Raw genomic sequence first — 21298 nt, 5'->3', positions numbered from 1 at the left:
TGTTAGGCCTGCTTGATGAGGGCTTCGTACTGCCGGTACTCGCTGTCGAGGCCGTACAACTCATCCCAGATGCCCTGCCGCAGGCGAATAGCAGGCTTGAAACAGTAGGCGTAGAAGTCCTCAGAAGAAACCTCGCCGTGCGGAAATTGAATTTTCATCAGCCCCGCCGCCATGCTGCGCACCGCTTCCTCGTTGCGGCGGTAGGGCATCTTGCCCCCGAGTTTGACGGCGCGGGACGCATAACTCTCGGCGGTCAGGTCTTCGCGCAGTGCGACGAGGGCGTCACCGAAAAAGTCGGATTTGAGGCCCACCGTCAGTGGCGAGTCGAGGCTGACGAGCAGACGGGAACTCAGCTTGGGCAACTCCCAGCCCGGAACCAACGCCTTGATGCGGTCGAGGAAGGCCGTTTCGCGCAGGAACTTCGGCAACTCCTCCACCAGCGAGTTTTTCAACGGGCGCTGCTCGTCGTCGAGCGTGATGTTCGCCAGCATCACGAAGCCGCAGTCGCTCGCCGTCTCGTGAAGGCCGCCGCGTGTGAGTTTGCCGTTGGCGAGGTAGCCCTTCAGGCCGCCCACAATTTCCTCCGGCTTCTCGAACTTTGAGGTCTGCACCTCGTCGAGCACGACGACCTTAAAGCGGGCGAGCAGCCCCCAGTTACCGCTGGCGTTGTTGACGAAAAGCACAGCGGGCGAGATGTTGCCCCCGCTGATCAGGCGGACTTTGGGGCTGATATTCTCGTACATAAAACTCTTGCCCGTGCCCTTGGGGGCAAGTTCCATCATGTGCATGTTCTTCTGAACGAGTGGCAGCAGGCGGCACAGCAGCCAAGTCTGCTGGGTTTCGCTGAAGGCCGAGGGGTCAAAGCCCAGTGTGGTCAGCAACACCGCACGCCACTCATGCAGGGTGAATTTCTTGCGGGCTTCCTTGTAGAGGTTCAGGTTGATGCTTGCCTGCATCGGCTGAAAGGACAGCACCGCGACACCGTCCGGTAGGGCACCGAGTTGCACCACGCCCCACATCCCCTGGCGCAATAGGTCGGGATACTCATCGAGCAGGGCGTCGGAAATGTAGGCGTCCGAGATGCCAAGCAGACTAAGTTGCGCGACCCGTTCTGGTTCCTTGCCCTTCTTAATCTGCACTTCGGCCTGAAGCGGGGTCAGCACCTTGACCGTTTGTCCCTGCGCAAGCCTGTGCTTAATGATGTTCTGCTCACTCGGCCCTGGAATGACTTTTGCCGCCCATTCGAGCACTTTGGTCGCCTCGGCGGCAGTCAGTTCACCCTGGCCGGGCACCACTTTTTCCAGCACCCACTCGGCCACGTACGCCGGAATGCCGCGCCCGCCAAGCTGACTGGCAGGCAGACGGCGCTTATCGATGGCGAGAGACTTGAAGACGGCGGCTACTTTTTCGTTCAGCGCCCTGAGTTCATCCGCGCCCAACAGACCTGCTTGAGGCGCGTCCACTGGGAAAAAATCCGTTTCAGAGAAAGTCACAGCAAACCGTCCAGAATGTCATCGGTGGAAGAGTACAGCTCTTCGCTCTCCAGATGGACTTGTGCACTTACGTTTTGCGCCGCGGCCTCACCCGCGCGAACACTCAAGCGCAGTTGCAGGGCGGCGAGTTCGGATTTTTTGGGCCAACTGCTCAGCGGGACTTCCAGTTCGGTGACGTCGTTGGCCGGGAGTGTCCAGGGGAGGGAGAGCGGCAGGCGCTCCGCCAGCATCCCCGCCGCTGCGGAAACGGTCAGTGGCAAGGCGTTGGCGTTGATGGCCCGGATTCGCAGCTTCCCTACTTCCTCTGCCATTCCCTGCCCCGTTACCTCGAAGGTCGGCAGACGGAAGGAGAGGTCACGGGCGTAAACAGCCCACGGAATTAGCACTTCTTCAGGGGTAATGCCACCATGCGGGCAAATCTCGCCGCCCGTCGCGCCATTTGACATCATGAACATCTCGTTTCCCCACATTACGGCTGCGTCCTCGTTCAGACCGAAACGGGTGCGCCCCAGCAAGGCATACTCCTCCCGCAGTTCAAAGCCAGAAGCGGGAATATCCTGCCACTCCCCAGAAGCGGCGCGGCCTTCAGGCTTGAAACCTGCGGGCGGAGGAGTAGTACGCCTCGCGGGGAGTAGCAGGCGACCGTGGTCGCTAGTGATGACCAGTTGGGCAGGCATGTTCTTAGGAATGGCGTTGAGCATCAGGCCTAGAATTCGCTCGGCCAGCCCCAGCAAGGTGGCATTGGCCTCGGTACGGGCCTGACTGAGGGTGCCAGCATCGTGATAGAGCTTATCGGTTCTGACGTAATTCCAGAAGACGATGTCGCCCTGCTTGCCTTCGCGCAGTGCCGCCTCCACCTTGGTCTCCTGTGTGTGACTCGGGCCGAGTGGCTGGGCATCACTGCTCAGAATAGGGGCAACTCCCCCCACCAGCGCAGGTTTGGCCTGATGTGTGATGGTCGGCAGGGCGGGGAACGCCACCTGCACGCCGCAGTCGCTCAGGCGTTGGTCAGTGTCCTGCTGGGCCAAGTGGCCTTGCAGCGTGGTGAGGTCGTAGAGGCTCAGGCCATCGGCAATGACCACCAGCGTCAGTGTCTGACTGTGGCGCAGAGCGGCGGTGCGCTGCCACACCAGATGCTCAGCGTGGATGCCGATGTTGAGCGCCGCAGAGTAGGACAGCAGGAACTGCTCGGCGAAGCTACGAAGAATAGGCGAGAGAGCCAAGAGGTCGGGATTTTGCGAGGTACGGTAAGGCAGATATTCTCGCGCCATCCACTCGCTCCACGCAGCAGGGTCGGCGGGAGGCGGAGCGGGGAGGCGCACAGGCAGACGGGCCGCGAGGTCCTGGGAAGTCTTAGTGGGCAGGTAGTCGCGCAAGCGTTGCAGGGCGGCAGGGGTGAGCTGTTCAGGGTGCTCTCTCAACCATTGTGCCGTGGCCACCGCGCCTAAGCGCAGCACCTGCACGGCTGCCCCATCAGCCTGCCAGCGTTCAAAGGCGGTCAGGCCTTGGGCGGCGACAGCGTGAGCGATGAAGTCTTTTACGCGCTGCTCGGCCTCGCCTGTGAGGGTGGCAGGAAAGGGAGCGGGCCAGTCTCGAGACATGCCTCCCAGGCCAATCCACGAAAACAGCAGGTCAGCGGCCTTATCAGGGGGGGCGAGATATACCGGACGCCACTCTTCCCAAACACTCTCGGTCAGGGCTGGCCCCAGACTCTCCAGCAGACTACGTTTTTCCGGTGCCGAGTTGATCCGCTGCAGGAGCCAGTGCGCGGCATGCTCAGCAGTTCCGAGCTGCAGCTCGTCTGCCAGAGCAGTTCCCAGCGTAGCGAGGCTCTGGCGGGTGTGCGGTTGAGCGAGGCTGGGCCACTGCACAAGTAGTTGCTCAGCGGTTTCACTGCCTATTCCCGGCAGAAGTTGCTGCAACTCGCTGGCCGGGGACTGAACCAGCAAAACCGTGATGTCGCGGCCCTCGGCAAACGCTTCGGCCCAGGCCGTCACCCTGCCACGGATGAGTAGCGGGGAATCGGTGAGAGCAAGGCGGAGAAAGTCGGCCTCTGTGTCCACCTCAACTGCCCCTTCGGGAAGGGCGGCATCTCCAGCCTTATCCAGAAAGTAGGGGCCGCTCACGCTGTCTCTGCCACAAGTATCTGCTGAAGGCGGGTGAGCAGGGAAGCGCGGCGTTGGGGCGACTCGATCTTCTCGAAGAGGGTTTCGATCTGCAGGGCCTGGTCTTCTTCCAAGCGGGCTTGCAAACCAGTACGCAGAGCGTCGAAGCGGCCCTTTTCAGTAGCGTCAAGGAAGGGTTGAGGCTGAGCCAGTTCCTTTTCCAGTTGGCTCAGGCCTCGGGCATTAAGGGTGGGCAGCGCTGCCTCATGCTTGCTGAGCCACGCCGAGGCCTGCTGGCGCTTGCCTATCAGATTTTCCACCAGCAAAGCCCGCTTATCGCCTACCAGTTGACGCTGCCGTTCAGACCACGCGGAAGCCTCAAAGAGAGCAGTGTACTTGCGCAGCAGGTCCTGTGCTTCCCCAATGTCGCGCCAAAGCTGCTGGTCCAGCGTGGCGAGCTCGCTTAGAAGCGGACGTAAGGCGTCACGCTGCCCTTCCAAAGCTTTCAGCTGGCCCAGGCGGTCTTCAGGCAAGCCCGCACGGGGAAAAGTGCCGAGTTCGACCTTGTCCAGGTCGGCCAGCGACCGCACGGCATCTAACTTGTCCTGGAAGGTGCTGAGGCGTGCATCAAGTTTGTTTATTTCCGTCTCAAAGAGTTTTGCGGTGTGTGCGGCGTCATTCGTCAGCAGTTGCTGTTGCGCGGGTGAAAGGGCTGGGTCGCCGCTCAACTTTTCTTGCTCGGTTCGCCGCTCGGTCAGGTCGCGCAGGCGCATGGAAGTGCTACCCCGCAGGTCGTCTGCCCGCCGCAGGATGCCCTGCACAGTTTCCACCCGTGTTGTCAGTTCCGTTACCGTTTCCTCGTCGCTTGTGCCACGCAGATAGGCTTCCTGACGGGTCAGGTCCTTGGCGAGACTACTGAGGGCCTGTACCGTCGTCGCCTCGCTCAGTACCGCTGTCCATTTAGCGGGTAGGCCACGCAAGCGGGCAAGTTCGGCCTCCGTTTTCTCGCGCTGCTCCTTCACCACGTCTTGCACACCAGTAGTCACTGACGTGATTTTTCCCAGTTCGCTTAGGTTGGCTTCTAGGGCAGATATGCTGCCCATGGTAGCGAACGAACGAATCAGCCGGAGTTGCTGAGCTTCTTGTTCTCCCTTACTGGCTTTGTCAATCAGGAGGCTTCGCAGTTCGCTGAGCGCTTCTTGTCCAGCGTCACTCAGGAAGCGGGGCGGCGCGTTGAGGACTTTGTCCAGGCCCTTGGTGTCCTCTGTGGCAAACCGTGCCTGCTGCTGTGAGAGCCACTCGGCCGCTTTGGCTTCCTCGTTGGCTTTCTTTTCAGACAGTTTGCTGAGGGCCGAGCCGACACCCTCCTGCTGGGCGGGCGTGAGTAGCCCGGCATACTCCTCTGCCAATGCCTGCAATTCTACCGAGCGCCGCTCCACGTCGGCGGGGTCATATAGTGGGCTGTTCTGACTGAGAATAGAGAAATAGCGACTTAGCGCTGCGGCCTTGCCCTGCAGTTCAGTGACGCGCTCGGCCTCGGGCGTGCCCTCGTACTTGGCGCTCTGGGAGAGCAGTTCATTGTTGAGCTTAACGGCACTGGAGACGTCTACGACGCGGCTGATGACTTCATCCCAGGCAGTCAAGTTACTTTCCAATTGTAAGATGAGATGCTCTACAGCTTCAAGTTTCTGAGCGAGCAACTCCTTTACTCGAAGAGTCGTCGGGGGGAAGGTTCGCAGTTTCTGACGAGTCGCGCGCAAAGTGTCAAGGGTTCCAGAGGTGGGATAGCTGTTGACTATCTGCAGATGGGCATTTTCTGCTTTTTCTGCTTCTAGTCCTGCTTTGGCTTGAATGAGTTCATTCACTGCCACATCAGTTTGAGCCTTCATTTCAGTTAGGCCCAACTTATTCAAGGTCTTGGCGACAGAAGTGATACTGTCTAGGTTCTTTTCATAGGACGATATGTCATGCAGCTTTATAGCACTCTTCAGAAATTCATCCAGGAGTTCTTGAGTCCTATTAATCAGCTTTTCGCTAAGCTCCTCAAGCCCCGCATTTTTGGACTTTACTAGTGTAAGCTCTGGCACGCCATTTCTGAGACGCTCATGCAAGCTACCTACATTGTGGATAGAAGCTTTGTTTAACTCGGCGATAAATTTATTAAAGAATTCGTCATGCTTTGCCATATTTGACAAGCCATTTTCGAGTTTTTCAATCGCCTTTTCTATCTTTTCAATATAATTAGAGTCATATTTCGGATTTTTATCTAAGAAATCTCTAAATAATCTGAGAACATCAAGGACCGCTGCTTCGCTCTGCTGATTTCTCATCCTACTAAGAAGTAGATCAATGTGTGCCCGTTCTTCCTGAATATCTCTTTTCTCAATAAAGGCAGTCGAGATTATTTTGAGAAAGCTCCCCGGATTCTTGTAGACTTTCCTATCGCTGAGAGCCGCACGGCTAACGTTAGCCCCAGACAGGGTAATGCTGTCGCTGTTTACTCCATACCAGGCAGAAAAAATAAGCGATAGGGTATTCTGATCATAGCCATAAGGTGGGCTTAGCAGTTCTCGGAACACCTCTTCTGACGTTTGCCTCTTGAGTTTTGCTGAGAAGACGTTATCAAGCCTTTGCCAGGCGTGTTTCAGCTTCGTGAGTTCAGGAACGGCAAGTTGCTTGTTTAGCGTAATGACCTTCCACTCTTTTTGGAGCATCTTTTGCAGGTCTTCTGCCACCTTCTTGGCCCCACCAGTAATAATTTTCTCTTTGTCGAGAGAATTCTCCATTAAATCCGCTACGAGTATCATGGTTGCGGTGGACAGATTATTCGTAGACAGGCCGTATTGCGTGAAAAATGCATCCGGGTGGTACGGGTAGGCCAGCTCATACACGAACTTCAGCGCCTCGCCCAGCCGGTTGGCAAAGTTAGGTTTGGCGCGGGCAGCCCAGCCTGCAGTCATCATGGGGGGCAAAAGCATGGCGCTGTTGGCCCGTAAGGCAGTCAGCGTCTTTTTGGCCCGCCCAGAGAGACTCCCAGCCAGCTCAGTCAAGGCACTCGGGCCTACTTCGGACTGCGCCCGAACCTTGAACATTGGGTCCCCCAGCACTGCCAGCTTGAGCAGTTGCGTGTGCAGGTCGGGTTGTGCCTCCTGCGGAATCAGGAACAGCAATGGCGCGGTCTTGTCCTTATCGGAGGACGATAGAAGCTCGTTGATTTTCCCTGCAGCTTCATTCGCCTCTTTTTGAGTCTTGGGGATAACCAGCACTACCGCGCCGCGTCCTTCTGGAGCCTTGTCCACCTCCACCGCGTACTTGGTGCGGAGGGCAGCCAGGAGTGAGGCATTCACGGCACTCGCCGGGACAAGGATCTCCTGCGCGGCCCAGTCGTCTTCGTGGCCCCAAGAAATAGAGACTTTGTGCTTGTTGGTCAGGCCCAAGCGGTTGACGGGATTGGTGCCGCCCGTAAACGTCTCAAAAAGCTGGCCTATCGTCTTCTTCTCCTCGCGGTGGGTAATCTCCTCGCTCAGGAGACGGTCGAGGGTCATAACATCGTTGGAGCCGACGAAAAATGAATATGTTTTATTGACGCTATCGTGGCGGATATAGTGCTGCTTCTCCAGGCTTTCCAGCGTCTCCTGCGCTTCCTTTTCACCTAGCCCGGCCAGGGTAGCCACCACCGAGACATATCCCCCAGCCCGCTTGGTCGGCAGTTCGGCCACGTCCAGCAGCAGCATGGCCTTCAGCACTGCTTGTTGCTCATCCATCAGGTCGGGCTTAAAGACATTCTTGTAGTTCTTGAACTTCTCCTCGTGGAGCGCCTCGCCAAAGTAGTCCACCAGTCGGATGGGCAAGACCCAGTTGGGCTGGCCATCTTCCCTGACCGCTGGCTCGTCGAAGCGCGGCATGACGTAGCCTTCCTTGTCCTGAATAAAGCCCAGCACCGAGCGCACTGTTCCTGTGGAATGCAGAGTTACGCTGGCGAGAAAAGCGGTGGTAAGCGGATGCAGCGGGAAACATTGCTTGGCGACCTTCTCCATGATGGTGGTCAGGTTCCAGTTCAGTTGCTTGGGGCCATAACGTTCAGCGAACAGAGCGAGCGCTGTATCTGCTGCGCCACTGATGGTCATACCGATATGCGGGTCAGTATTCAACGTCTGCCATCCCCGCTCATCGGTCTTGAGTACGCCACCCAGCACATCTTCCAGCATCGTTTGCATCACGTGACGGTTGGGATGAGGCAGACGGTTAAGTTCTTTGACGAGTTCTTCGCCCGCGCCATAGCGCTCAGCGATCACGTTCGGGTCGTGTTGCGAGAGGCCGACGAACAGCGCCTTGCCGCGTGCTGCCTCGCTGCCGATGCCACTCAGGAGTTCTTGTAAGGGCGCACCGACGGGGTTGTTCTGGATGTAGTCCTGAATAAAGCGGCTGAACTCGTCAAACAGAACCAGCAGCCCGCCAAAAGGTTTTCCCGGCCCGCATAGATCGGTCACAATCCAGTTCACGGCGTCTGCCAAAGATGTCTCGCCGCCGAGGTTGGGCTGGACACCGTGGACGGCAGCAATAGCCTCCACGGAAAGGTGATAAGCCCGCGCCTGACGTTCGCGCACCAATTGGCGCAAGCTGGGCAGATCAAGGTCATGCGCTGCAAGGAATTTGTTCACGGTCTTGGTATCAGCCGCCTTGCTTTCCAGTCGCTCCAGAATCTCGTCGGCGCGGTCAAACCAGAAAGGCGGCTTGAGGTTTTTCGCCTTCTCGCTGCGACCCAGCGCCCGGTCAAGGGCCTGAAAAAAAGTGTCGCGCAGGCTGCCCGGTTTGTCGCCGCGCAGAATCAGCACCAGAAAGGGAGCCTTGCTTGCACGGTAGTCGCGCAGCATCTGAAGTTGATCGGCGGGAAGCGAGTAGTCCAGCTTGCCGAAAATAGATTCCAGCTCTGGCGAACCTGCTTCGGCCCCAAAAAAGTTGGCGAGGCTCAGACCGAAGTGACTCTTGCCGTGTCCATACGTCGCCATGAACACGAAGCGGTTGTCTTCCTTCTGCCCTATAGGCGTGACGCGCTGGTGCAGCAGCTTGAGCAGCTCCGCCGTCCCCTTGCGGTCGGCCCGCCCGCCCGTGCCTTTGGTGAACATGAACCGCTGCATCAAGTCGCGATTGAGCTGCAGCGCATCGTGGAAAGTGGAGAGCTGCACATCACTGATGAACTGGGTGGTGGTGTCGGGATGGGCGATGTCACTGACTTTCAGGGAACCTTTCATCAAGCTTCTTTTCCTTCTGTGGTGTAGAGGAGACGAATATGGGACGCTTACTGCTGAAGTAACCGAATCAGAGTGACCAGGCAGCCAACCGTCCCTCCGTTTGCCAACCTTCAGCCTCAGCAGGGAGGGCGAGAGTGGCCGCCTCGGGGAGAGCCAGCAGCAGGGCGCGGGGCCGCTTGCTAAAGCCCCCGCAGAAGAACTGCCAGAACTTGCTGCGCTCGGCGGGGTGCAGGCGAGTGAGTGGCAGATCAAGCAGCGAGACGAGGAGGGTGGTGTGCGGGTGGGACTCCAGACACAACTCGTCCAGCTCACCCAGAAGCCGATCGGCCGACAGGAGCAAAAAAGACTGGGGAGCGGGCAACTGTGCCGCCTTCCAGCCTGCGTAGTTCACATGCGAAATGCCCAGCCGCGCTGCCACCTCGCCCTCACGGCCCAGCCACTCGGAGGGCAGCAGCAGAATTCCTGTGCGGACATACTGCCCCCCGCTACTCAACAGCTTGACTAGGGTTTCGGCCTCCGCTGTCCCTGGATTGGGAGGGAGCGGCTCCTCAGGCTCCCAGAAAGCGGCGTGCCCTGACTCATTCTGCTGCATAGATGCCCTCCAACAACTGCTGCGGGGCGGGCGGACGGGTCACCTGGTAGGGCGGCGCGGCCATCCATAGCTCCAGCACTCCGCGCTGCGCGAGTTGCCGCAGGGCGCGGTTGAGGTCAAATGACCCCAGCAGCAGCGCACTGCTAAAGCCGCCCGGTTCGCTCAGCGTCTCTAGCGAGCAGGTCTGCTGCCCCAGTAGCTGTCCCTGCCAGTAATGTGACAATGCATACCCCACTACTCCAGCACTCGGTGCTTCGGGATAGTCGAAGGCGTACCCGTTCTCCTTTTCTTGCACAATCCCTAGCGGTCCCAGCGCATCCGATTTGGCGTAGCTGCCCAGAAACACCGTTGCCGTGCTTGCTACGCCGCGTTCCTTGAGTGCCGCGCCGTCGGTCCGCGTCGTCTCGGCAATCTGCACCGCCACGTCCTCCCTATCAAACCCGTCTCCCAGTTCGGGGAGCCGCTGCACCAGGTCATGCCAGAAGCGGGGGCCAGGGCCGTGCGGTGCGCTGAGGTGGTAGTGCATCAGCCACAGCGTTTCGGGCAGGTGGAGGTCAGGGTCGTGGGCGAGAACATGCTCACCGAGGGGGGTAAGGTGGGTGGAACCAAAGTCTAAGAAGCCGCAGCCTCGCGCATAGGATGGAACCGCTTTGGCCCAGTTGCGTCCCAGGTTTTCTTCCTCTTGAAGCCGCTCAACAAGCTCTTTGTTGCCAACTGTTTCGCTTGCCTGCCTAAGTGCCGCCGCAACCCCAGGACGGCTCAGAGCGAAAGTCTCGTGAAACAATGTGCCAATTCGTTTTGCCACAGGAACTCCCCTGCCTTCATCTTGTATAAGCATGAAAGAAATGCACCGAAGCTCTGAGCAGGCACAGCCTGCATCAAAGCTTCGTAGATGGAATCTTCCAGATAAGCAAGCTCTATAGAGCGTTTAACTCTGATTGAACCGCCGCCCAAAGTGGTTAAAATTGCGTAATAATCATTCTCCCCTGCCGTGAATTTACGTTTACGAATCTTGGAGTTTCTAAAGTGAAAAATGGACTCAGAAGGTTGGCCATGGTCTCTTGCATACTTGTATTGGCGAAGCCAATCCGTGAAATCCTTTTTTAAGCCCTCGACAAAATAAATTTGATTTGTCGTGATATAGCCCTTGCACATGCGATTAAGCACCGCTAGCCAGAGCAAGGGTTGATGTGGGCTCGATTGCTTTGCCCATGCGCTGCGCTTAAGCGTTGAACTGACTTTGGCAACCGCTGCTTCGCTCACTTCTAGCCTTACAGATGGCACACAAGGCAGGACATTTCTTCGTCTTCTTCGTCCCCCAAAATGTCAATCAGGTTGCTAGAAGCCGCTTCCTTTTGCCGCAATTGGGTTTCCTTGATAGCCGCCATGCGCTCGGGCTGCTCGAGTTCCTCCAGGCTTTCCTTCTGTGACCAAGTAAAGCGTTTGCCCGTTACCTCGTCGAACTTCTCAAATTCTTTGGCCTGGTCGTAAAGGTCTGGGTGGCGTTCCTTGAGGCCTACCCATTCGCGCCGCTGCTGAAAAAAGCAGAAGTAACAGCCTGAGCGTGAGCGCCATTCGTAGTATTCAGGCGCACCCATGCCGCTCTCATCCAGTATCTGAAAGACGTCCGCCTTAACAATGCCAGCATCGATAAAGGGGTACACGGCGTGCAGATTGGGTTTAGTGGAGATGTAGCCTTTGCGGTGTGTTTCGTCGGCGCGAATGGCGATGTAACTGATGGCCTCCGCGTTGCCAACATACTTCTCAAACGGCTTGATCTTCAGCATGCGCGTGCACCAGCGTGTACGGCTGTCAGGCAACACCCCCCGGTACAGTTCCAGGTAGTGCGAAAAGGGCCGGTCGGGGTTGAGCCTTACGATCGGTTTGCCCAGGTAGGCTTCCAGTCGGTCAAGGTACTCGTAGGTCTCAGGGAGCTCTTCGCCAGTGTCGCAGAAGATGTACTCCATCTCGGGCACTTTGTCGCGCATATAAATGGCGAGCGCTGTGCTGTCTTTCCCTCCAGACAACGAAAGGATGTGGCGCGGGGGAGGGGATGTCGACTCAGTCATGTTTGGCCTAACTGTAAACGCGACGTCAAACTCTTTTCATACATATTCCACAATTGAATCATTCGTCGTCCAACTCTTGAAGCAGCTGTAACAGGGCCAACTTCACGGCGTCCTTCTGCCCCGCCGAGCTCTGAGCTGATAGAAACGCGCGCAGTTGCGTGGCCACCATGCGACTCGCTTCCTCCGCCGCGGGCGTGCTGTACCCGAGTTGGCGCGCAGATAAGCGGTACATACGGCCTAAATCGGCCACTTGAGAGGGGTACCGCGCCGCGTCAGCGTCCGTCCACGAGCGCGGCGACCGGCCGGCCACCAGAGACAACACCCCGTCAAGGACCGCACTTGGTTCACCGACTGTACACAGGCGGTTTACAAAGACGACCAACGCGGTGGGCAGCGGACGCCCCTGGAGTGCCTGAGCCTGTTCGGTCAGTTGGGCCCAGCCTTGATCCGTCGCCGGAAAGTCGAGGGCTTCAAGCAGGATCCGCCGAGCCTGCGTGACTTGCGCAGGGCCGTGCGCTGCCCAGGTTTGCAGTGCTTGGTTCAACGCTTCAAAGAAGACCGTGATTTGCTCTCCGTCCGCCGGGCCGCTGCCAATCGCCGGTAAACCCAGTGCCTCGGGCACGTCCTGGAACAGCAGCCGCTCCGGACTTCGGGCCCGTTCAAACGCGTCCCGCAGCCGTACGACGGGGTCTGGCAGGCTCCGGGTGCGCCACGACGTTTCCGGCAAGCCCTTGACCATGCGGATCAAGGCCCGGACGACTGGCACGAGCGCGTCAGGCGTTTTCAAGCTTCCGGCCAGTCGGGTCAGCACGGCGGCCCGTTCGCCCCGCACCGAACTTCCCACCACCGCAAAGAGTTCCGGGCGGCGTAGCAGCACCTCGAAATCCGCAATGTTCGGTTCCGCGACAAACACGGCTTCGCGGTACATGCTGATTTCGTGCGGGTGCACCTGTAAGAACGCCACAAGTAGGACGGGGGCAAGTCCGGCAGTTACGCCGAACGGTGGAGCCGCCAGCGCACTGAACAAGGTGTTGATCGCGATCGGCTCGTCGGCTTCGAATACCAAGCGGCTCAGCTCGGCCCACGCGGGGGCGAGATTTGCGCTTCCTTCCTCCTGCGGGGCGCGGAACTCCCATGGCCCCGCCTCATCGTCAGGGTCGACCGGGCCGTGCAACTCCGCAAAGCGCAGCACACTTTCATACATGCTTCGCTCCGGCGGGAACAGCTCTGGATCCAGGCCCAACAGAGCCTCGTCGCCGCGGTTCAACATCAGCTCAATCAACGACCGCCGGGCCGCGGCGGCCGCCGACGACAACATGCGGCGGTTAATCAGTTCATTGATGACGTGCGGTGAAGCGGGGTACACCGCGTCCAAGGCGTCGGACAGCAGTTGAGTCGCCTGGCGCGGCGTCCGCACCGCCTGGGCAACGCCGCGATGCCAATACTGCGTGCCGCTCCCCACCGGGACCGGTCGGGGGTCGAGGAGGTGTTCAGTTGCGCTGATTAGCACTCCTTCCAGGTAGGCGAGGCGTTCGGCCACCTCGCGGCGCGCCACCCGGTCGTCCCGCAAGTCCGGGGTTGACTCCCTTAGCCAGTAGAGCGCCCTCAGTTCTGTAGCGGCCTCACGTAGGGTCTGCAAGCCAAGCGGCACAGCTAGAAGCAGGTTAGGCCGTTGCGCCACGCTCTCGTCTTGTGCCCAACGCGCAAAGGCCTCTGCCTGCTCCGGCGTACTCGGCAAGGCGCAGACCAGAATGCCGTCGGCGCCCTCTGTCGCTCGGAGCTGGTCTGCGGAAACCGGGGCATCCACATACCGCACTTCGACAAACCGCAAAGAGCCAGTGTGAAAGGAGTGCCGGCGCGCCACGAGGGGGCGCCGAGGCAAGTAATTCTCGAGCACCTCCGATAGCGCGAGCTGCGCCCCGATGGTCCGGCGTCCTTCTTCTAACCGCTCCTCAATATCAATGTCGCTGCCCTCCCACACCCGATAGGTGCGGTTGTAACGGCGGTACACGATCAACGACCGGTGCTCCAGGTGCTGCAAGGTGCGCAGCACTTCAGCGTCGTCCACCGTATCAGTTAGAGCCACTGAGACGAGTTCGGCGCTCGCGTGCAAGCCCGTCATGTCCCCAAGCACACCCAGCAGGCCCACCGTCTTCAACGCCTGCACTTCAAGCAGGCTCAGATCTGGGTAACGCTCCACAGCGTCCACCACTTCCAGCCACCGCCGCGCGAACGCTTGCCGCGACAAGCTCCCCAGCAAGTTAATACTGAAGTAGTCAAACAGGTCATGCATCCGGACAAGGGTGTGCCCCGCCGTCCACTGCGCAGGAACCGCATGCGGTTCCCCGCTCAGCAGGTAGGCGAACAGCGAGCGCTCATTCTGCGCGAATCTCCTGAACAGATACGGCAGCGCCATCAGCGCGGCCGGATGTAAGGGGGCCGCCTCGACCGCTACAGTTTCGAACTCCGCAGCTTCGAAGCCTAGAGGCGCCTGCTTCAGCTTGATCAGGGCCTGAGCAGCGTTCCGCGCGGACGCCCGCACGTCCGCGCCAGGTAAGGGGTCAAGCGTGGCTGTCGCGTGCGCCGCCAGGCGCATCTGCTGCTCCGGAGGCTCAATAAAAGCGATGTCAGCAAAGCGCCCCTGCACTTTCGCCCACTCTTTGCGAGCGCTGGCCAGCAATGCCTCACCGTACTGCTCGAACGCCTGATGCAGTACCCCTACGAACAGCAAGGGCTGTGCCCCGCTGCGCGCCGCGCTTTCTGCGAGTTCCTGCAGCAGGTAAATGTCCGCCCCCTCGAATCTCGCCTCGTGCTCCAGAGCTTTGCCCAGCTCATCGAACACAATGGCCACCCCGGCATACCCAGCGGCTTCAGCATGTGTCTGAACGGCTTGCACGGCCTGGAGAAGTGCCCGGGTGTCCAAAGTCTCCAAATCTGCGGCCGGCATCACCGCCTGCAACGTCTCCAAGAGCGCTGCAGGATCCGGCAGGCTCTCTGCGGCGGCAACGAGCCCCTCATGCAGCGTCACGCCGAGGCGCGCGCGCCGCAGCGTGAGTGGAACAGTCAGAAACGGGGCCTGCAGCACGCGCTGAACCTCCAGCGCAAGTGCCCCATCCACCCGCTCAATTAACGCGAAGGCCGGCCCAACCGGATCATGCAGAAGTTCAGTGAGGAACAGCGCAAACGCCGATTTCCCTGTCCCATACGGTCCTGTTAGCGTCAAAGCGCGTTCGGTGCCGCCCTCACTCAAGGCCGTCAGGATGCGGCGCAGCACGATCCGTGCCTGAGGGGTCAGTATGTACCCCTGCAGCGACTCTGCATGCCCAGCGTCGCGCTCTAACCGCACGGACCGCAAAAACCGGCCGGCAGTGGCTGCCGGCACCGTGAGGCTCATGCGTTCTCCTCGTAGAACCGCTCGAGCAGCTCCGTACCATCAAGGTCTTCTCGTAAATACAACTGTTTTAGGCCAGCCGTGTCATCAAGTTCAATGGCACCACCCGTAAGGACTTGCACCGCCTCCACAAGTTCCACCAAGGCATTTTCGGACAGCTTGAAGGCCAGTCCTGGGCTTCCGACGCCGTAGAGCGTGTCATGCAGTGCTACCGTACGCCGCTCGCCCCTCACTGCATTCATGTATTCCACCAGGGCGTAGCCAAAAATCGCTGCAGGCAGAGTCCGTTTAGGCCCCACCACAAACGTATACCGGTCTCCATCTTGAAGAGGACGCAAGAGGCCCAACTCCACCAATGGGCAATCGAACGACTCCTCCGACACGCCTTTTTTGCTGCTTTTGCCGGGCAGGTATGTGCGCAGCATGCAGTCCACATCCCGCCCAATGGAGGAGCGCGTGGCCCGCACCGCTGCACGTTCTGCCCATTCCAGCAAGTGATCGGTCAACTCATTCTTGCTGAATTCCTGCCGTGACCACCGAAAAAACACGTAATGCCACGCGGCAGCCCGAGCAGGATTTCCTACGAGCCACCAGTGAATCAACCAGAGCGAGCCAATGTCTTCCAGATACGGGTCCCACCCCTGCAGGAGGCGCTGCCCGAGATACGTTGGAGCCACATCTGTGCGGCTCACATCCTGCAGGACGCGTGTAGCCAAGCCCCAATGTCGGATGCTCTGCACCATGTTCTTACCTACTCCCAGGGTGACGAGCGCCAATGGACGGCTGAAGAACTGGCTGCTGACTTCGGTTCCGATCATGGCTTTGCGGAGCCAGCCATAGCGGAACGCAAATGTTTCATGACCTGAGAAGCCAGGTTTTTCGGTGTTGGCATGAGCAGGGAGCACAAGTTATTCAATATATGGGATGGCCCGCCTCTTTTTGTGTGTTGTGGAGAGGCTTCGGGCGAGGAGGCAATCATGACACGATAGATGTGCCCTCCTGCTGTATTTGTGCCTCGAATAGCCCCACGTACACTTTCGTGTTCCGCCAAGTGAGCCGATCATGATTCACTGGATGTCGTCGCACTAAAGTGCGCCTGAAAAACGTACTGGGGCATGTCTTGCCTGCGTGAAAAAGAGCGGACGATCAGTCGAGAGATGATCCGGCGATGAAATCGGTCCGCATATCCAAACGATCTCACCGCTGAGCGGGAAGCTCAACTTATCCCAATACGAACGAAGGTGGTCCTAGCTGCCGGAATGAGAGGGGGCTCAGCCTTGGGAGGGCCGAAAATCTGACCCCCGAAGCTTGGCAGGCTGGAGCAGCATCGATGCCAGGACTATCTCGGACATGCGAGCTGTTGCGGCCTATGCTGGTGCGCTGCGTAGACAGGGCCTCAGCCTCCGAGCGACGGCGGCCCATCTCGGGACCTAAGGCTTCAGGACTTGTCCGGGGGAGCCGTGGAGCATTGTGCAGGTCAAACAGGTGCTGGACAGATAAAACATGTTCTGGGATTGCCTCGATAATGTGTTGTTGAAGTTAAGCCACCGCAGCTGACCCTAAGCGCAAGGAAGCACTGTACCAAGTAGGCGCTGAAGCAGCACGCACAAGCATGGTGTTGACCTGTATGGCCCCACTCTCTCAGGGGAGGCCATTAAGGACGAAAGGGGCCCAGGCACTCACCGGTTGTTCCTCTCCCAGCATCCGCAGTTTTTCCTTCCGGACTGCGTCCTGCCACGACGCGCCATCCAACCGCGCCTTATACACATTGCCCATCCATTCCGGCGTCGTGGCATCCAACACCGGCCACAGCGTCGTAATGGTCCGCTGCGCACCCGCCAGGAATGCCGCTTGCGACAGACCCGCCACCCCCCGGCCGGCCGTCATGTCCCCCAGTCCCGAATTGCACGACGAGAAGATGACCATTTCCGTGCCGCGCAGGTTCAGGCTACCCAATTCCCAGGCCCGCAAGACCCCCTGGAAGTTACGCCGGGTGTAGCCGTCGAGCAGCACCACGGCCTGTGAGAAGGGATGGGCCGGATCATACCGGGGATCAGCCCGCTCAGCCCGCTGGTACAGCGGGCGGGTCTGTTCAGTGTCCCACACGTCTGAATGCGTCGAGAAATGCAGCATCCAGGGGGCCACTCCAATGTTCAGCAGGGTCTGCTCTGAGGCTTCAGGGCTTAAGTGAGAGACCACGGAGCGCCCGCGCTCTGTGAGCAGCGCAGTCAGCATGCGAATCTCTTGCTCAGTGCCGCTCAGGTTCCCGTACCTGGGCAGACTGTCAGCTCCACCAGTCGTCATGACCGCGCTACGCGTTGCGAACCGGACTGGTGCGGAGCGCAACTCCGGAGGGAGATTCATGGCCCCGGTCTCGGTTGCATCCTTATCGCTGTCAACGTGTTCTTCGAAGGACTGAACGCCCAGCAACACAGCGGGATTCGTGTCGATTGCTAGCACCGACGGAAGACGGTGCAGGCGCAGCAGGTCCCAGGGGGTGGGCACCAGGCGGATACTGACCTGGGCCAGCAGGGGACGGGCACCGGACGCGTCCGGTGCGCACAGCAGGTCCCATGGCAGACCGTACAGGAAGCCGTCGCCACTGATGACTAGTCGTTTGAGATCCTCTCCCAGCCCCAGCAGCCCAGCGAGGGGAGTGATCAGGGCCACGTACAACCCCTGCAGGGGGTGCAGCAAAGGAGTTTCGTGCAGCAGGAGGCATGTATCAGCCAGGACCTGGCGCAGGTGGCCCACCTGCGCTTCGAGGTCTGATGCGGCGTAGCGGTGCAGGTGATGCCGGCCGTCCTGGTGCAAGATCTGGGCGTACACCGCGTCTCCTGAGACGAACAGGTTCAGCAGCGCTTCGTCGTCCTGCAGGGCAGATTGCACCGCGGGGGGGGTGATCATGCGCAGTTGCAGTTCTTCGGCGAGCCGGGCCCCTTCGGGATCCGTGTGAATCTGCTGTTCGAGCTGCTGGAGTTGTGCGGTGACCTCCTGTATTCGCAGGAGGTCCTGGACATCAGTGCTGTATTGAAGTCGGGCGACGTCGGCCTGAAGGGCCTTGAGTTGAGTAATACGATCTTTGAGGGGGCCGGTGGCTGTGACGTGCAGGATGCTGATGAGACCCTGCTCAATGTCGGCATTGCCTTTAAATGTAAGCAGGGCAGTCACCGTGTTGGTAGGGAGCTCAGGGGCCTCAGGATGGGTGGCAAGCTCCAGCAACAGTGCCAGGGTTTCGGGCACGGACTCGTCGACTTCAGTCACATCCCCCCACAGGGTCTTGCTGATCTGCGGGAACTGCTCGTTATTCAGCAGGATGTTCAGGGCTTCGGTGGTGTGGGGAAGGCCTTGCGCCGGCTGGTCAAGCTCACCGAAAACGCGGGCCAGACGGTGCAGCACTTTGGCAGTGTGAGGATGATTGTCAGGGAGGGCCTCTCGCCGGATCTCGAGGGCCTGCTGATAACTCTGGACAGCGTCGTGGTGGCGGCTCAAGTCCGTGAGGACGCTTCCTATGTTGTGGAAACTTGATGCGATGTGTGGATGTCCAGCCGGCAGGGCTGCCCGTTGGCTCATCAGGGCTTCGTCGTGCTTTTCGAGGGCCTCATCGAAGCGGCGAAGAGCGGAAAGCACATAAGCCAGATTGTTCAGGCTGGTAGCGATGTCCGGGTGTCTAGCGGGCAGGGCCGCCCGTTGGATTGCCAGGGCTTCCTCGTGCTTTTCGAGAGCCTCATCGAAGCGGCGAAGAGCGGAAAGCACATTGGCTAGGTTGTTCAAGCTCATTGCGATGTGTAGGTGTTTAGTCGGTAGCGCCGCGCGCCTGATATCTAGGGCTTCCTCGTGCTTTTCAAGGGCCTCATCGAAGCGGCGGAGCTCAGCGTGCGTACTGCCTAGGCCCATTAAGCTGGAAGCGATGTCCGGGTGTCCAGCGGGCAGAGCCGCCCGCCGAATCACCAGAGCTTCCTCGTGCTTTTCCAGGGCCTCATCGAAGCGGCGGAGCTCTCTGAGCACAATGGCCAAGTTGTTCAGGCAGGTAGCGATGTCCGGATGTGCAGCGGGCAGGGCCATCCGTTTGATCGCCAGAGCTTCTTCATGCCAGAGGAAGGCCTCGTCGAAGCGGCGGAGCTCAACGAGTACATTGGCCAGATTGTTCAGGCTGCTAGCGATGTCCGGATGTGCAGCGGGCAGAGCCACCCGTTTGATCGCCAAAGCTTCCTCATACCAGAGAAGGGCCTCGTCGAATCGGTGGAGCTCAGTGAGCACAATGGCCAGCTTGTTCAGGAAATTCGCGAATACAACACCTCGGCGCAAGTGGCGGCCCTGCAACTCCAAGGCGACTGCGAAGACTGTGAGTGGTTCTTTTGCCCCTTTAATGGCGTGTTCTGACCACAGCAGGGCCTTGAGAATACATTCGTGTCCTGGATAGTTTCTGGACTCATTCCGCAAAGACAGCGTATGCAGATTCCGGTAGGCACCCACCTGCCGGTCCAGTGTCAGTCGGCTGATTCGTTGCAGTTCTTGGTCAATCCGACTCATGCAATTCCTCGCTGGTGGGCAGTTGGGCTTTGGCGGATCGAGACCTCAGTTCAATGTTCGGTTGTTGTCCAGCACGGGCACGGTGTCCAGCACGGTCAGTTGCGCCACGTCCACCACTGTCAATGCGCGCAGGCGTTCCTGCGCTTCATGTGAGACGCCCATCACACGCAGCTGAGCGTCCTGGACGTCCAGCTGCCTGTGGGGCAAGTCCCCACTGAACGCGCCATCCGTGGTGGATAGGCGCACGACGGCGTCGGTGGACAGATGCGGCACCGCACCCTCCACGGTAACGATCCAGGTGTCGCCGTCCAGAGTGACGTCCGTGAGGTTCAGAACCTGAACCTCACCGCTGCCCAGATGGGTAACGGTCAACACCTGGGTCAGGAACGTGCCGTCCCAGTCGAGGTCCGCGTCCAGCACTTGGTCACTGTCCACCTCGGACAGGAGCTGGCTCTGCGCGCTGTCGAGCGCGCTGTATTCAGCGTCCACAGCCTGGAGGGCGTCATGCAGTTCCACCCAAGCTTCCAGTTGGGGGCGTACGGGACTGTCGGCAGGAACCAACCAGCGATTCAGGACACTCACCTCACCCAGCACGCCAGGATGCAGGGCAGGGACGGTACTGATGGCGGCCCGCCGGGTGGCGTGGTGCACCGGGTAGCCTTCCCGGGCGTAGCCGGGAAGGTACAGATCCAGCACGTCAGCCACCACTTCGGTGGGTGCACTCAGGGTCTGGATTAGCTGATCGAGGTCAGCAGCCAGCTGTGCCTTAGCCGTGTTGACGTCATCATTCCCGGAGCGGCGCACGTTAAGCAGGGACGTGCCAGCCTGGATGTTGGCGACATGCTGACGGACCCGGGCGCAGACCTCATCGATCTGCTGTTCCATGGCATTGACCGGTACGGTCTGGGGACTGCTGCGCAGTCCCGCCTGGAATCGATGGAGCTGGCCAATTTCCTGTTCAAACAGCGATGACATAAGGGCTCTCCTTGGGATCAGATATAGCGATGGGACTCATAACTGCGTTCCCAGAAGGAACACCGCATGTAGGCTGGCAGATTCGGGGCAGCAGGTGTCAAAAGTGGGAATTGTTCGGGGTTTGGTCTCGTGCCGGACAACTTCACTTCAAGCCAAGTCTGGTGGGAGAGACGGAATACTGTGCAACTTGATCAACATAAGCAGCTGCGCCGAGCGGCCACCGCAACACATTGGAGAGCCGTTTCACACCCTGCCGCACGAGAGTGATGGCCGTTCGAGCACGGGCCTTCACTCTGATCGGGTGCTGTGCTCGGAGTCAGATCCCGTTCCGCAGGCCACGTCAGTTGGTACAGGTGATGCTTGTGAGTTTCAGATCGCCCCCACAAATTTTGGGACTGGCAATGTGCCCTATATCGACAGGCAGACTGTCCCTCGAGCGGTATGACAGGCAGAATGCGCTCGCGCCGCAGCCGTTTATTCAGGCTATCGCCCGCGCGGATCTTGTTGCCGTCCAACAACGGCGTGATGTCGTCAATCCGCTCCCCGTGGTCCTTGACCTATTACACAGCTGCCCAACCCTGGTACTGAATCTTGAGTTCCTCGAAGGCAGGGCCATGTTCTGGTAGAGGGCTGGGCAGGCTGGCTTCTCGACCGAAGCGGCGCGAGAAGGCCTGTATCAGGTACGTCATTTCTGCGGCGGCTAGGCGCTTCTGTCGGGACATTCGGTCGTTGCAGAGCGCGTTGGATTCTCTGCTGAAAGGATTAATTCGGCGGGAGCAGCCACTGGTGCGAGTTAAGTAGATCGCGAATAAGAAGTAGAATTAGGGATGGGTCGTCCCGCACGACAGATCGAGATCAGCGAAGCCGCCGACCAACAGCTCCATGCAC

11 protein-coding genes are annotated in these 21298 nt (G+C 59.3%); all 11 read right to left on the bottom strand.

What is annotated here, in order from left to right:
- Nucleotides 1-2: 2 nt before the first annotated feature.
- Nucleotides 3-1493: a BREX system Lon protease-like protein BrxL gene (gene brxL, locus HNQ08_RS23415; RefSeq protein ID WP_221284434.1), complete on the bottom strand. Its 1491-nt coding sequence runs from the start codon at nt 1491-1493 to the stop codon at nt 3-5.
- A complete protein-coding gene (locus HNQ08_RS23410) occupies nt 1490-3619 on the bottom strand; it encodes a hypothetical protein (RefSeq protein ID WP_184137451.1) in 2130 nt (709 codons plus the stop codon). Before HNQ08_RS23410 ends, brxL begins: the two co-directional genes overlap by 4 nt.
- Nucleotides 3616-8850, bottom strand: coding sequence for a coiled-coil domain-containing protein (locus HNQ08_RS23405; protein WP_184137449.1), 5235 nt, complete (start codon nt 8848-8850; stop codon nt 3616-3618). The genes HNQ08_RS23410 and HNQ08_RS23405 overlap by 4 nt, the downstream gene beginning before the upstream one ends.
- Before the next feature lie 67 nt (nt 8851-8917).
- A complete protein-coding gene (locus tag HNQ08_RS23400; protein ID WP_184137447.1) occupies nt 8918-9442 on the bottom strand; it encodes a hypothetical protein in 525 nt (174 codons plus the stop codon).
- Nucleotides 9429-10280: a DUF4007 family protein gene (locus HNQ08_RS23395; protein ID WP_229790222.1), complete on the bottom strand. Its 852-nt coding sequence runs from the start codon at nt 10278-10280 to the stop codon at nt 9429-9431. The genes HNQ08_RS23400 and HNQ08_RS23395 overlap by 14 nt, the downstream gene beginning before the upstream one ends.
- On the bottom strand, nt 10202-10705 hold the full coding sequence (locus tag HNQ08_RS23390) for a hypothetical protein (RefSeq protein ID WP_184137443.1): 504 nt from the start codon (nt 10703-10705) through the stop codon (nt 10202-10204). The genes HNQ08_RS23395 and HNQ08_RS23390 overlap by 79 nt, the downstream gene beginning before the upstream one ends.
- A gap of 8 nt (nt 10706-10713) precedes the next feature.
- Nucleotides 10714-11511 (bottom strand): phosphoadenosine phosphosulfate reductase family protein, encoded by a 798-nt coding sequence (locus HNQ08_RS23385; protein WP_184137441.1) that lies wholly within the window; start codon nt 11509-11511, stop codon nt 10714-10716.
- 58 nt (nt 11512-11569) lie between these two features.
- The gene (locus HNQ08_RS23380) at nt 11570-14905 is read right to left on the bottom strand and encodes a hypothetical protein (RefSeq protein WP_184137439.1); all 3336 of its coding nucleotides are present in this window, start codon (nt 14903-14905) and stop codon (nt 11570-11572) included.
- Complete coding sequence (locus HNQ08_RS23375) at nt 14902-15807, bottom strand: DUF4007 family protein (protein WP_184137437.1); 906 nt, start codon at nt 15805-15807, stop codon at nt 14902-14904. Before HNQ08_RS23375 ends, HNQ08_RS23380 begins: the two co-directional genes overlap by 4 nt.
- A gap of 736 nt (nt 15808-16543) precedes the next feature.
- Nucleotides 16544-19435 (bottom strand): CHAT domain-containing tetratricopeptide repeat protein, encoded by a 2892-nt coding sequence (locus HNQ08_RS23370; protein WP_425321373.1) that lies wholly within the window; start codon nt 19433-19435, stop codon nt 16544-16546.
- 45 nt (nt 19436-19480) lie between these two features.
- Nucleotides 19481-20410, bottom strand: a complete 930-nt coding sequence (locus tag HNQ08_RS23365; protein ID WP_184137433.1) for a hypothetical protein — start codon at nt 20408-20410, stop codon at nt 19481-19483.
- Nucleotides 20411-21298: the final 888 nt, after the last annotated feature.

The organism is Deinococcus humi (genome assembly GCF_014201875.1).
Taxonomy (GTDB): Bacteria; Deinococcota; Deinococci; order Deinococcales; family Deinococcaceae; genus Deinococcus; species Deinococcus humi.
This window is presented reverse-complemented; position numbering and strand designations above follow the sequence as displayed.